This window comes from Geobacillus genomosp. 3 (assembly GCF_000445995.2).
GTDB lineage: Bacteria > Bacillota > Bacilli > Bacillales > Anoxybacillaceae > Geobacillus.
This window is the reverse complement of record NC_022080.4, coordinates 1,807,732-1,820,896: the sequence shown is the minus strand read 5'-3', so window position 1 is coordinate 1,820,896 and position 13,165 is coordinate 1,807,732. Positions and strand designations below refer to the sequence as shown.

9 protein-coding genes are annotated in these 13,165 nt (G+C 44.5%); all 9 read left to right on the top strand.

The features are described from left to right. The first annotated feature begins 83 nt into the window (after positions 1–83). A complete protein-coding gene (locus M493_RS09020) occupies positions 84–1,562 on the top strand; it encodes a glycoside hydrolase family 5 protein (RefSeq protein ID WP_020960015.1) in 1,479 nt (492 codons plus the stop codon). A 157-nt stretch (positions 1,563–1,719) separates the two neighbouring features. Beyond that, the gene (locus M493_RS09015) at positions 1,720–3,024 is read left to right on the top strand and encodes an extracellular solute-binding protein (protein WP_020960014.1); all 1,305 of its coding nucleotides are present in this window, start codon (positions 1,720–1,722) and stop codon (positions 3,022–3,024) included. Positions 3,025–3,175: 151 nt separating this feature from the next. Next, positions 3,176–4,126 (top strand): carbohydrate ABC transporter permease, encoded by a 951-nt coding sequence (locus M493_RS09010; RefSeq protein WP_235183430.1) that lies wholly within the window; start codon positions 3,176–3,178, stop codon positions 4,124–4,126. Further along, positions 4,127–4,954, top strand: a complete 828-nt coding sequence (locus tag M493_RS09005) for a carbohydrate ABC transporter permease (protein ID WP_020960012.1) — start codon at positions 4,127–4,129, stop codon at positions 4,952–4,954. A 62-nt stretch (positions 4,955–5,016) separates the two neighbouring features. Next, positions 5,017–7,113: a beta-glucosidase gene (locus tag M493_RS09000; RefSeq protein ID WP_020960011.1), complete on the top strand. Its 2,097-nt coding sequence runs from the start codon at positions 5,017–5,019 to the stop codon at positions 7,111–7,113. A 56-nt stretch (positions 7,114–7,169) separates the two neighbouring features. Continuing rightward, complete coding sequence (locus tag M493_RS08995; RefSeq protein WP_020960010.1) at positions 7,170–8,009, top strand: aldo/keto reductase; 840 nt, start codon at positions 7,170–7,172, stop codon at positions 8,007–8,009. A 182-nt stretch (positions 8,010–8,191) separates the two neighbouring features. After that, positions 8,192–10,393: a dihydroxy-acid dehydratase gene (locus M493_RS08990; RefSeq protein ID WP_020960009.1), complete on the top strand. Its 2,202-nt coding sequence runs from the start codon at positions 8,192–8,194 to the stop codon at positions 10,391–10,393. Between the two features lie 226 nt (positions 10,394–10,619). Next, positions 10,620–11,519: a fumarylacetoacetate hydrolase family protein gene (locus M493_RS08985; protein ID WP_020960007.1), complete on the top strand. Its 900-nt coding sequence runs from the start codon at positions 10,620–10,622 to the stop codon at positions 11,517–11,519. 23 nt (positions 11,520–11,542) lie between these two features. After that, positions 11,543–13,015: an alpha-ketoglutaric semialdehyde dehydrogenase GucD gene (gucD, locus tag M493_RS08980; RefSeq protein WP_020960006.1), complete on the top strand. Its 1,473-nt coding sequence runs from the start codon at positions 11,543–11,545 to the stop codon at positions 13,013–13,015. Positions 13,016–13,165: the final 150 nt, after the last annotated feature.

Genomic DNA, 13,165 nt, shown 5'->3' with positions numbered 1-13,165 from the left:
ACTTAGATTAAGTACGAGAAGTCCATATGGGTGCGGATATGGAAGCTAGTTATAGATCAACAGAGGAAAGGATGAAATAAATTATGGAAATGCTTAAAGTCACTAAAAATAAGATTACTGATCAAAAGGGAAATCTTGTTCAGTTGAGGGGCACTTGTATCGGTGGTTGGATGAATATGGAGGATTTTATTAATGGCTATACGGGTTCAGAGCACGCGTTGCGCCATACGGTAGCTGAAGTGATTGGGAAAGGGAAAGCTGAGTTTTTGTTTGAGAGAATGCAACATTATTTCCTCGGGGAAGATGACATTCGGTTTATTAAAAGTTGGGGGGCCAATGTCATTCGTCTGCCGCTAAACTATCGGCATTTTGAAGATGATGAGCGCCCGTTTACTTACAAGGAAAGTGGATTTGAGCGTTTGGATTATATTATTAATCTTTGTGAGAAGTATGAATTATATGTTATTTTAGATCTCCATGCAGTTCAAGGATATCAGAATACCCATTGGCATTCCGATAATGATATCCGTCATAGCTTGTTTTGGCATGACCGGACGTACCAAGATCGGTTTGTCGCCTTATGGGAGGAGTTCGCGCGCCGTTATCGGGGAAGAGCGGTTGTTGCTGGCTACAATTTGATGAATGAACCGTGTGTGAATACCCCACATGGGGATTACCCACATACGTTTTTCCATAATTACAAACCAGATTGGGATAGAATCAACCGTATTTATCGGCGGACGGTTGAAGCCATACGCAATATTGACCCAGACCATATTATTTTCCTTGAAGGAGATCGATATTCTAGACTGTTCGACGGATTGGAAGCGCCATTTGCGGACAATCTCGTCTACAGCAGCCATAACTACACGGCGGCAGGATTTGGACCAGGGCCGTATCCAGGAGTGGCCGAGGCAAAAAATGCTCGTGTTGTGGGGGGCAAATATTGGGATAAGGAAGTGCAAAGACAGGAATTTCAAAATCACCAAGGCACAAAGTTTGCCGAAAAATATCATGTTCCGCTTTGGGTAGGAGAGTTTGGTTCCGTGTATAATGGACCAGCTCATGAAATTCCTGACCGTTTACGAGCCATGGACGACCAAATTAGTATTTTTGAAGAGTTTGGCGCGCACTGGACAACATGGACGTATAAAGATGTCGGGGTGATGGGGCTCGTCACTCTTGATCCAGAATCAGAATATATGCAGCGAATCGCTCCGATCATTAAGCTAAAACATGCACTAAACACAGATGATTGGATGGCCTGGCTCCCAGGCTTTCAGGCAAGAAAGATGGTTGAGGAATTGGCGTCCCATCTTGAAGAAGTGATTGGGGATCCTGGAATTATTCACAGCCATAATGTCGCTTGCCTCTCGCAGGCCATTTTAACAGTCTATACAGGGGCATTGATCCAGCCAACATACGCAAAACTTTTTAAAGATTTATCAGAGGAAAAAATTGACGACATTATGCAGTCGTTTGCGTTTAAAAATTGCAAAATCAACCAAGGCCTGTTGGAAGTACTAACAAAATATGCTAATCAATCTGTTTCTAATTCGTAAGTAACAAAAAGATAGGAATAAGATTAGTTTAGATTTTTTAATGTTCGCTTATCAAAGAGTCTAACGGGGGGTGATGACTCAAAGAAAACAATCTTCAGGTTAACCTTAATAAAGAAACCCTTTATGGAAAATGATGGTGAAAGGGGATGAGAGGGAAATGCTTAAGTTCTTGAAAAGGAGCATGCCGGTTGTTTCAATCTTATTAGTTGTTCTCTTGGCAGCCTGCCAACCAAAAGCACCTTCAACGAATACAAGTAGTTCGGGTAAGCCGAATTCCGGAGAAAAAACATTAACCGTTTGGCATATTGAGACAGGTGAATCCGAGGAGGCTCTTAAAAATGCTGCCAAGAGGTTCGAGGAGAAACACCCTGGTGTAACCGTAAAGTTAGTAAGATACGAAAATGACCCGTACAAAACAAAATTAAGTGTTGCCATGGGCGGCGGAAATCCTCCTGATGTTTTTCATTCTTGGGGAGGAGGATGGCTGAAAAACTTTGTCGATGCTGGCCAGGTAATGGATATTACAAATAAAATTGACAAAGACAATTATTTAGAAGCAGCGATTTCTCCTGCTACTTATGAGGGCAAGATTTATGGTGTACCAGTTGGGATGGACATTGTTCCTGTTTGGTATAATAAAGAAATCTTTGCGAAGTACAATCTTAAAGAACCACAAACATATGATGAATTTTTAGAGATTATAAAAACATTAAAATCGAAGGGAATTATTCCTTTGGCATTAGCCAATAAAACCAAATGGCCTGGTTCTTTCTACATGATGTATTTAGCAGAAAGAATTGGTGGTAAGGATTTGTTTAATGAAGCTTTTGGACGAACTGGTAGAGGATTTGACGATGAGGCATACGTCCAGGCAGCAACAAAAATTCAAGAGTTAGTGAAAATGGGAGCATTTTCGGAAGGGGTAAATGGTCTGAATTATGATACAGGCCAATCGAGGCAATTGCTGTATACAGGAAAAGCCGCAATGACTATAGATGGAAGTTGGTTCTTAGGTACAATTAGAAAAGAAATGCCAGAGTTTGAGAAAAAACTAGGATTCTTCATGTTCCCAATAATTGAAGGTGGGAAAGGTACTAATAAAGATATCGTAGGTGGGGTTAGTCCAGTTTACTCAGTTTCCGAAAAAAGTCCAAATAAGGACCTAGCGGTTGAGCTTATAAAAGAACTTGCAAGCAAGGAAACAGCACAAGAAATGGCAAATAAAGCCGGGGTTATCTCGGCCGTAAAAGGTGTTAAATATGAGGATGATTATATTCAAAAAATCAATGATGTTTTGAAAAACGCAGAATTTATGCAAACCTATTATGATCAAACTCTCCCAACTGAAGTTGCAACTGAACACTTGGATACAACTCAAGCACTTTTCGGATTATCAATAACTCCTGAGGAAGCAGTAAAAAGAGTGGAGCAAAAGGCTAAAGAAATTATAGAAAAGAAATAAACAACAATGATTTATAGAGAGGATGTCATATAGGATTCCTGATCTTATGTATACCTAATGTGATGCTAGATGAAAAATAAGCAAAGGGCATTGTTAGGGATCGAACTATATGGCATCCTCGTCTAAAAAAGAAAAAGGGGGAGGAGAGATTGTGAAAACGACCATTAGGCAATTGCCGACTACCACTGTTCCGATGACAGCAGTCGGCAAGAAAAAAATAACTTCGAAAATTAAGCAAGGCCTAGTGATCGGAGGTTTTTTGGCTCCCGCACTGCTCGTGTATGGTATTTTTGTTTTATATTCCATTGTGATGACGTTTTACTATAGTCTCTTCGATTGGTCGGGGATTGATAATACTTTTGAATTTATAGGGTTACAGAACTACATAAAGCTTTTACATGATGAGTTGTTTTGGGCTTCCCTAAAAAACAATTCATTGCTGGTTTTTTCCTCTTTATTAACCCAATTGCCTCTTGGTCTAATAATGGCTTTATTGCTATTTAGCCCCATAAAGGGGATGCGTTTTTTTAGGTCGGTTTACTTTATGCCATTCTTAATGTCTACGGTGGCTATAGGCATCTTATTTACATTTATGTATGACGGAAACTTTGGGATAGTAAATCATATTTTGGGATTGCTCGGTTTGGACTCATTACAAAGGGCATGGCTCGGGAACGAAGATACCGCCATTTGGGCAGTTATTGCTACTATTTGTTGGCAGTATGCTCCATTCTATATGGTTTTATTTAGGGCGGCGATTGTAGGGATTCCGGAAGAACTTTATGAGGCTGCCATGATTGATGGAGCGAACTCAAGGCAACGCTTTTTCAAGATAACACTACCATTGTTAATGCCAACAATTGTTACCTCAAGTATTTTATCGATCATTGGTTCGTTGAAGTATTTTGATTTAATTTATGTAATGACCGGCGGGGGACCTAATAATTCCACAGAACTGATGGCGACGTACATGTATGAGGAAACATTTACAAACTTCAATATGGGCTACGGAAGTAGCATATCTTTTTCTATGTTTTTAATTGCATTCGTGATCACTGTTATCATTGTCTTCTCTGAACAAAAAAGAAAAGGGGGAAGCTAAATGGCTTTTATAAAGAAAATAAGTAACATACCACTTTATCTATTGGCCATTATCTTGCTGATATTTACCGGCCTGCCGTATTTCCTTATGGTAAGTTCATCTTTTAAAAGCCAGTTTGAATTTATGACTTCACCTTGGTCTTTTCCTAAGAATTTTACTTTAGACAGTTATTCCGCCGTACTTTCATCGAGCTTTCTCCGTTACTTCAGCAACAGTTTAATAGTTTCAACGGTTTCCGTAGTTATAGTAATTGTCATATCTGCAATGGCCAGCTATCCATTGGCAAGAATGAAATTTAGATTAAACAGACCTGTTTTCATCCTTTTTCTGATTGGGATGATGATCCCGATCCATACCACACTAATTCCAATTTATTTGTTAACCATTAACATTGGATTGTATGACACGATTTGGGGATTAATCGGTCCATATGTTGCATTTTCAATACCTGTGTCTGTTGTTATATTCACTCAATTCCTGCAGGAAATCCCTATGGAATTGGAGGAATCAGCCAAGATTGATGGCTGCGGGCCATTTAGATTGTTTTGGAAAATTTTATTCCCTCTTTTAAAACCGGCTGTAGCAACGGTGGCCATTTATAACTTTATTCATATTTGGAATGAGTTTATTTTTGCGCTAGTTTTAACAAACTCAAAGGAAAATTCTACCTTACCGTTAGGACTAAGGGAGTTTTATGGCGAGTTTTCTGTTAATGTGCCAGGAATAATGGCAGCGCTCACATTGGGAAGTCTGCCTCTATTATTAGTATATTTTGTGGCTCAAGAAAAAATTGTGAAGGGGATCGCAGCAGGGTCTGTAAAGGGTTAAGAAGATTAGGGAAAAAAGATTCATTAGTAACAAAACAATGAAATGTTATGGGAGGAAAAAACATGAAAGTGAACAAACAATATCGCCTGTCTTACACATCAAGAGCACAAGAAATTGTAAATCAAATGACATTGGAGGAAAAAGTGTATTTAATGAGCGGTAAGGTATCAATGGAGCAAATGATGGAAGATTTTTCAAATGGGAAACACTATAATTGGATACCGTATCCGGCTGGTGGCAACGAACGACTTGGTGTTCCTGAAATGAAGTTTGTTGATGGGCCACGTGGGGTTGTTTCAGGGAACAGCACATGTTTTCCCGTAACGGTGGCAAGAGGTGCGACTTTTGATAAAGACCTCGAACGGCGGATTGGTCAGGCGATTGGAAAGGAAATTAGGGCGCATGGTGGTAACTTATTTGGGGGAGTTTGCATTAACCTCCCTCGAAATCCAGGCTGGGGGCGAAGTCAGGAAGTGTATGGGGAAGATTCTTTCCTTTTGGGAGCGATGGGGTCGGCATTAGTTGAGGGGGTTCAAGGGGAAAATGTCATTGCCTGCATCAAGCATTATGCTTTTAACAGTATGGAAAATGCAAGATTTAAAGTGAATGTTAAAGCAGATAAACGGACAGAACGCGAAGTGTATCTAGCCCATTTCAAGGACTGCGTTGACGCAGGAGCTGCTTGTGTTATGAGTGCTTATAACTTGTATCAAGGTGTGCATTGTGGACATAGTGATTATCTCTTAAACCAAGTTCTAAAAAATGAGTGGGATTTTGACGGGTTTGTGATTAGTGATTTTATTTGGGGAGTGAAGGATACAGTTGAGGCTGCAAATGGTGGAATGGATATTGAAATGTGTCATACGAAATACTTTGGTGAAAAGCTTGTAGAAGCCGTTAAAAATGGCCAGGTAAGTGAAGAAACAATTAACAAGGCTGCGTTGCGCATTGTCAGGACATTGCTTGCATTCACAGAAGCAGACAATAAAGAGTACAGTAAAGACTTAATTGGTTGCAAGGAACATATTCATTTAGCCTTGGAAGCAGCAGAAAAATCAATGACTCTGCTGAAGAATGATCAAAATGTTTTACCGTTTTCAAAAGAGAAGACAAAACGTATCGCTGTTATCGGAAAACTTGGAAACCAGGAAAATATAGGCGATCACGGATCGAGCAGAGTATTTCCAGAGTATGTTGTAACACCTCTGGAAGGGATAAAAAGAATCGCGGTGAATAGTGAAGTGATTTTTAATGATGGACAGGATTTGCTTAAGGCAAAAGAACTGGCAAAAACAGTTGATGCTGTTATATTTGTTGTGGGGTACAATCACGACGATGAAGGTGAGTTTATCGAGAATGCGGATGATACGAATACCTCCCAAATAATTGGTGAGGGTCACAGGTTTGCTGCTGGCGGAGACCGAAAGGGTTCATTGGGGCTTAAGCGTGATGAGATAAAACTTATCAAGGAAGTTGGACCTTTAAACAAAAATTCAGTCGTTGTTTTAATTGGTGGAAGTATGATTACGATTGAGGAATGGAAAAATGATGTTTCCGCGATATTAATGGCATATTATCCTGGCATGGAAGGCGGAACTGCAATTGCAAAAACACTATTTGGCGATGTAAATCCTGGAGGCAAATTGCCCTTTGTTATTCCAGCTCATGAAAGCGATTTGCCACAAACTGATTGGGAGGCAACAGAAATAACATACGAATATTATCATGGGTATGCAAAGTTAGAAAAGGAAGGAAAATCCCCTTCGTTACCTTTCGGTTTTGGCTTATCTTATACTACATTTAGTATATCAAATGCAAGGTTTGAGGTTCGGAACAATCAAATTATTGCGTCCTGTGAGGTCGAAAACACGGGAAACCGTGAAGGTGATGAAGTAGTTCAAATGTATATAGGGTTTAGTCAGTCGAAGGTTGACCGGCCAGTTAAGGTATTGCGCGGATTTGAACGGGTATCACTTAAACCGGGAGAGAAGAAGGTAGTGAGTATTGCATGTCCAATCGAGAAAATCAAATGGTTTAACCCGGATACAAATAAGTGGGAGCTAGAAATGATGGATTATGAAGTTTATATCGGAAATAGCAGCGATAGCAAAGATTTAATCGCAGGAAAGGTAAGTATAGGCAGTCGTGTAAATAGCTAAGGAGCTCACGGATCACTTTAATATCAAAAAGGAACATTTCTAGAGGGAGGATCACAATGTTGGAACATTTACAAAGTACAACAACATTGCATAATGGTGTAAAAATGCCTTGGTTAGGGTTAGGAGTGTTTCTAGTAAAAGACGGGGAAGAGGTTATAAATGCAGTAAAAACAGCTCTTGAGGTCGGTTATCGGAGTATTGATACAGCTGCGATTTACGGAAATGAACAGGGAGTTGGGAAGGCCATTGCCGAGTCAGGTATTCCTCGCGATGAATTATTTATTACAACGAAAGTTTGGAATGCAGATCATGGCTACGAATCTACATTAGCTGCTTTTGATGAAAGTATAAAAAAACTAGGATTAGACTATTTAGACTTGTATTTAATTCATTGGCCGTTACCCTCTCGGGGAAAATATGTTGAAACATGGAGAGCGCTTGAGAAACTTTATAAGGATGGGCTTGTTCGCGCCATTGGTGTGAGCAATTTTAAGATTCATCATCTAGAAGAAATTATGGCAAACTGTGAAATTAAACCGATGGTCAATCAAGTAGAGTACCATCCACGGTTTAACCAAAAGGAGCTACATGATTTTTGTAAAAGTCATGGTATACAGCTTGAAGCGTGGTCACCGTTAATGCAAGGAAGACTTCTTGACGATCCCGTGTTAGTTGAAATTGCAAATAAATACAATAAATCAGCCGCACAGGTCATCATCCGCTGGGATTTACAAACCGGGGTAGTCACCATTCCAAAATCCGTGAAACCTCACCGTATTGCAGAAAATGCGGATGTCTTTGATTTTGAGCTTTCGCAGGAAGATATGGATAAAATAAATGCTCTTAATCAGAACAAACGTATGTTTGCAGATCCTGATGAATTCGACAAAGTATAAATAAGAGTATAGGAAATGACAAAGGGAACACCCACGAGCAAGTTTTGCTTGCTACTTAAGGATGAAAATGACGATTTACAAACAATGATTTTTATACAAATATGATGTTCAAATTTTTAGAGGATATCTTCGCCGTACAGAATAAAAGAAATTCTCTATTGTTTAGAAGGGGGGCGACGATTGTGTCAACTGTTAGGTACCCTTATATTGAATGTAAAGTTAACCCATACCGCGACAACGTCCAAGGGAAGGCCAACGAGCCGATATGCGTCGCCGGGCTGCTCGACCGTGCGAAACAAATTTTAGGCCCTGAACTAAAAGGGCTGCAACCAGACTGGACGCTGGAGGAAATCTATGACCGGCTGCACCACAATGCCCCCCGGATTGCGATTATTGGCGGGTCGCCTGACCATCCGGCCCACATTATGGATTTTCAGACGATCGCCCGGGCAGCGATTCGCATTTGGCAAAATGGCGGCGTGCCGTTTCAATTTTCGACACCGGTCATGTGCGACGGAACGGCGCAAAGCAACCAAGGCATGAGCTATTCGCTGCAAAGCCGCAACGCCGTGGCGCAAATGATTGTAAACCAGCTGGAAGCGCACAGCTACCACGGGGTGTTTGTCATTCAAGGGTGTGACAAGCAGCCGCTTGGCGTAGTCAGCGCGTTGGCCCATCTTGACCGCGTCCGCCGCGAGCGGGGAGAACCGCCTTTCTTTGCGACATTTGCACCGGCCCATGTATTAAAAGGCGGCACGATTCCGCCTAAGTTGTATGCCGAGCTCGAGGAAGCCGCCCGGCGGGCGGAACTCGCCGGGGAAGAAGACATTGCGTATGACTTGCGGGATGCGCTCGCCTATATTTTGCAATGCTCTTCCAACACAGCATTCCAAGGGGTGCTCGAACGGGCGAGAGGCAAAGGCATCATCACGAAAGAACAGCACGAAGACTATGAAAAACGGTTGGCGGTAGCGACATGCGACAGCCAAGGCGGGGTGTGCGCCTTTAACGGAACCGGCAACAGCTCCCGGCATTTGATCGCCGGATTGGGATTGATTCATCCTGCCTTGGAATTGCTCTCCGCCCCGCCGACGCAGGAACAAATAAATATGGCGTTGGACAGCCTCGCCCAGCTAATGAACGATCCGGTGTATGGAGTGGCCAATATTATGGCGGCCAACATCAAAAACGCGATTCGCATTCACAGCGCCACCGGCGGATCGACGAACATTATGATGCATATTGTGGCGGCTATGCTTTATGGGGGCTATCAGTTCGATCTGTGGGAGTATGATCGCATCCACCATGAAGTGCCGGTGCCGGATTTATTTGACTACAGTTTAACGGAAGGAAGAGACATTTTCGCACTGGCTGTTCAGTGCTGCAGTGGGAAGATCCGGGGAATGGAAACAGTCTTTCACGAGTTGATGAACAATGGGGTGCCGATGGATGTGGATGCTCCGACGGTAACCGGAACGACATGGCGGGAAAGACTGTCTGTCAACCAAGCGCAGCTGTCGGCGCAAAACGTCGAGCACAACCCGGTCATCTTATCCAAACCGAGACGGCCGTTTAGCGGGGTCGACGTGTTGTCAGGCAACTTCTTTGAAAGTGCGGTAGTGAAAATCAGCGGCATGGCGACGAAACAAATTGATGAGTTTGACAAGAAAGTCGCCTTTGTCCTGTATTACGAGAACGAAGACGATGCCAACGAGGGGCTGCTTGATGTTCAGTTGTTGGAAAAAATCAAACAAAACCGCTGTTTTCACCATCAAAGCTTGCTCGCCGCCTTGAAACATAACGCGCCGCATTTGTTTGAACCATTGAAAGATCATGAATATGACGACCTGTTTGATGCGATGGCAAGGGAAGGGGCGCTGAAAATCGCGGTTGTGATCGCCGGCCAGGGGCCAGAGGCATTTGGCATGCCGGAAATGTTCACCCCGATGCAGCATATTAACGCGAACAGACAGCTAAAACGGATCGCGACGCTGATTAGCGACGGGCGGTATTCAGGCGTCACGTACGGGGCGGCCATCGGACATATGACGCCGGAAGCCATTCGCGGCGGAGGCATTTTGTATTTAAAAACGGGGGATATTCTCTACATTGGCCTTCGTGAGCGGAAGATCGAATTGGTCAACGAATGGGCGTTCCGAAATGGAACCCTACGGTTCGAGTTTGAATCGATCAAGCAGGAAAGAACGGAAATCGCCAACCAACGCGTAGCGGCAATGCGCAAGCGCCAACGGCGGATTGCGGCGAGCAACCGGTTGATCGGGCATACCGACGCCGCCCATGGGGTTGTTCCGCTTCCGATTGCCGAAGAGGCGGTGTATGACTATAAAAAGGATGTTGTCCTTCCTACAGTCAAACGATCATAACGGGTGGATTGAAGTGATTCTTGCCTTCTCAGCATCTCCCAGCCTTCGGCCAAAATAACGGATGCCGTGCTCAATGAGGAAATCCAGCTGCTGCAAAACGCCGCCGAACAAATTTCAAAAGAAATGGGCTATGTTCGCCCAGGCCATTTATCGGTGTAACATAGCCGTTTTTTAACAAAATGATAAAACAGAGTTTTTTATTATCAAACAATAGGGGGAGAGGGTTATGAGAATTATTCGTTATCTCGAGGGAGCAGAAGTGACATTGGCTGCGGTCACCGATGACAATACCGTGCATCCGCTCCCGTTTCGCGATTTGATGGAAGTGGTTCGCGAGGCAAAACATCGCCAAATGTCGACCGTCAGCTATATTCAAACGTTGATTAGCGGAAAACAAGGGATCCACAAAGAGATAGGGGAATTGAATTTGCTTGTGCCGATTGTCGCCCCTGAGGTGTGGGCGTCGGGCGTCACCTACGAGAAAAGCCGCAAGGCAAGAAACTATGAAACGGTCGAAAAGGCAGCGGGCCAGGAAACGTGCTATGACCGGGTGTACAACGCCGAAAGGCCGGAACTCTTTTTGAAATCGACCGCGGCGCGTACGATTGGCCCGAATGACCCCGTGTATTTGCGCAGCGACTCCAACTGGCAAATTCCGGAGCCGGAACTTGGACTGGTGCTCACCCAAGAAGGGGAAATCGTCGGGTATACGATTGGAAACGACATGAGCTGCCGGGATATCGAGGGGGAAAATCCATTGTACTTGCCGCAGGCAAAAATATGGAAACATTCGTGCGCCATCGGGCCGGCGATCCGCCTGGCGGAGACAGTGGAAGCCCCGTATAACCTGCAGCTGACTTGCCGCATTTACCGCAACGGCCAACTTGTCGTTGAAGAAAGCGCCAATACAAGACAGTTGAAACGAACATACGATGAACTAGTATCTTTCTTGATTCGCGATAATGAAGCGTTTGACGGCACGGTATTGTTAACGGGAACGTGCATCGTTCCCCCGAATCAGTTCACCCTCCAAGAGGGGGATCGGATCGAAATCGAGATTCCTGAAATTGGAGTGCTGTCCAATCCAGTCCAATCGCTGATTCGCCAAACGATCATTCATCAATAATGGATAGAAGGAGTGGGGAGAACATGGCAGTCCAAACCGAAATCAAAACATATTTGAACTACATTAACGGCAGCTGGGTGAGTTCTGTAAGCAACCAAGTCGAACCGAGCCTCAACCCGGCGAATCGGCATGACATTGTCGGGTATGTCCAACGTTCGGCGCTGGAAGATGTAAATGCCGCTGTAGCCGCAGCAAAACAAGCGCAGGCATCGTGGCGGAAGCGTTCCGGGGTTGAGAGAGGAGAGTATTTGTATAAGGCTGCTCGCCTTTTGGAACAGCGCCTTGACGACATTGCCGAAACGATGACAAGAGAAATGGGGAAGACACTTGCGGAAGCCAAAGGGGAAACGATGCGGGGCGTCCATATTTTGCGTTACTATGCCGGCGAAGGGGCGCGGAAAGTAGGGGATGTGATCCCATCGAGCGACAGTGAAGGGTTGATGTTTACGACCCGCGTTCCGCTTGGGGTTGTCGGGGTCATCTCGCCATGGAATTTCCCTGTCGCCATTCCCATCTGGAAAATGGCGCCGGCGCTTGTCTACGGGAATACAGTCGTGTTAAAACCGGCAAGTGAAACGGCGGTGACCGCGGCGAAGGTGATCGAGTGCTTCCACGAAGCCGGTTTCCCGAACGGGGTCGTCAATATGGTGTGCGGTTCCGGATCGGTCGTTGGCCAAGGGATTGCGAATCATCCCGATATTGGCGGCGTGACGTTCACCGGCTCGAATGCCGTCGGAAAACAAGTCGGAAGAGCTGCGTTTGAGCGCGGGGCGAAATACCAGCTTGAGATGGGCGGAAAAAATCCGGTCATTGTGGCCAAAGACGCCGATTTGGATTTGGCGGTCGAAGGAACGATCAGCGGCGGGTTGCGTTCGACGGGGCAAAAATGCACCGCGACGAGCCGTGTCTTCATCGAGAAGGAAGTGTATGAGCCGTTTAAAGCGAAACTTCTGGAACGGGTCCAACAGCTGAAAATCGGCAATGGCCTGGATGCGGACACATGGATGGGGCCGTGCGCCAGCGAGTCGCAATTGAATACGGTTCTTTCCTATATTGAAAAAGGGAAAGCGGAAGGGGCGAAGCTCCTTTACGGTGGAAAAAGATGCCTTGATGGCGAACTGGCCAACGGTTTTTACGTTGAGCCGACGATTTTTGAAGAGGTCGACCTTCAAATGACGATTGCCCGCGAAGAGATCTTTGGCCCGGTATTGGCGTTGATTCCGGTCGACAGCATTGAAGAGGCGATTCGGCTCGCCAACGATACAGAATACGGGTTGAGCGCCTCGCTTTATACGAAAAATATCGGGAATGCGCTGCAGTTCATTCAAGACATCGAGGCCGGGCTCATTAAAGTCAACGCGGAGACGGCAGGAGTCGAGTTTCAAGCGCCGTTTGGCGGCATGAAGCAATCGAGCTCCCATTCGCGGGAACAAGGGCAGGCAGCGATTGAGTTTTTCACATCGATTAAAACGGTATTTGTGAAAGCCAGTGAGTAAGGTTAAGTAGCTAAGTAAAAACGTGTAGTTATTTCCGCCTCCAATATAAAAATGAAAATCAACAGTTTATAACCAATGGATTTCGTGCCTAAGCGGCATGTCATGCACGCTTATATGTCTTTTGTATGAAAAATTTAGCATTTTTCCTAG

Bases quoted from the DNA above. Each gene is read 5' to 3' on its own strand.
- M493_RS09020 (WP_020960015.1), top strand. From the start codon at position 84: ATGGAAATGCTTAAAGTCACTAAAAATAAGATTACTGATCAAAAGGGA.
- M493_RS09015 (WP_020960014.1), top strand. From the start codon at position 1,720: ATGCTTAAGTTCTTGAAAAGGAGCATGCCGGTTGTTTCAATCTTATTA.
- M493_RS09005 (WP_020960012.1), top strand. From the start codon at position 4,127: ATGGCTTTTATAAAGAAAATAAGTAACATACCACTTTATCTATTGGCC.
- M493_RS09000 (WP_020960011.1), top strand. From the start codon at position 5,017: ATGAAAGTGAACAAACAATATCGCCTGTCTTACACATCAAGAGCACAA.
- M493_RS08995 (WP_020960010.1), top strand. From the start codon at position 7,170: ATGTTGGAACATTTACAAAGTACAACAACATTGCATAATGGTGTAAAA.
- M493_RS08985 (WP_020960007.1), top strand. From the start codon at position 10,620: ATGAGAATTATTCGTTATCTCGAGGGAGCAGAAGTGACATTGGCTGCG.
- gucD (WP_020960006.1), top strand. From the start codon at position 11,543: ATGGCAGTCCAAACCGAAATCAAAACATATTTGAACTACATTAACGGC.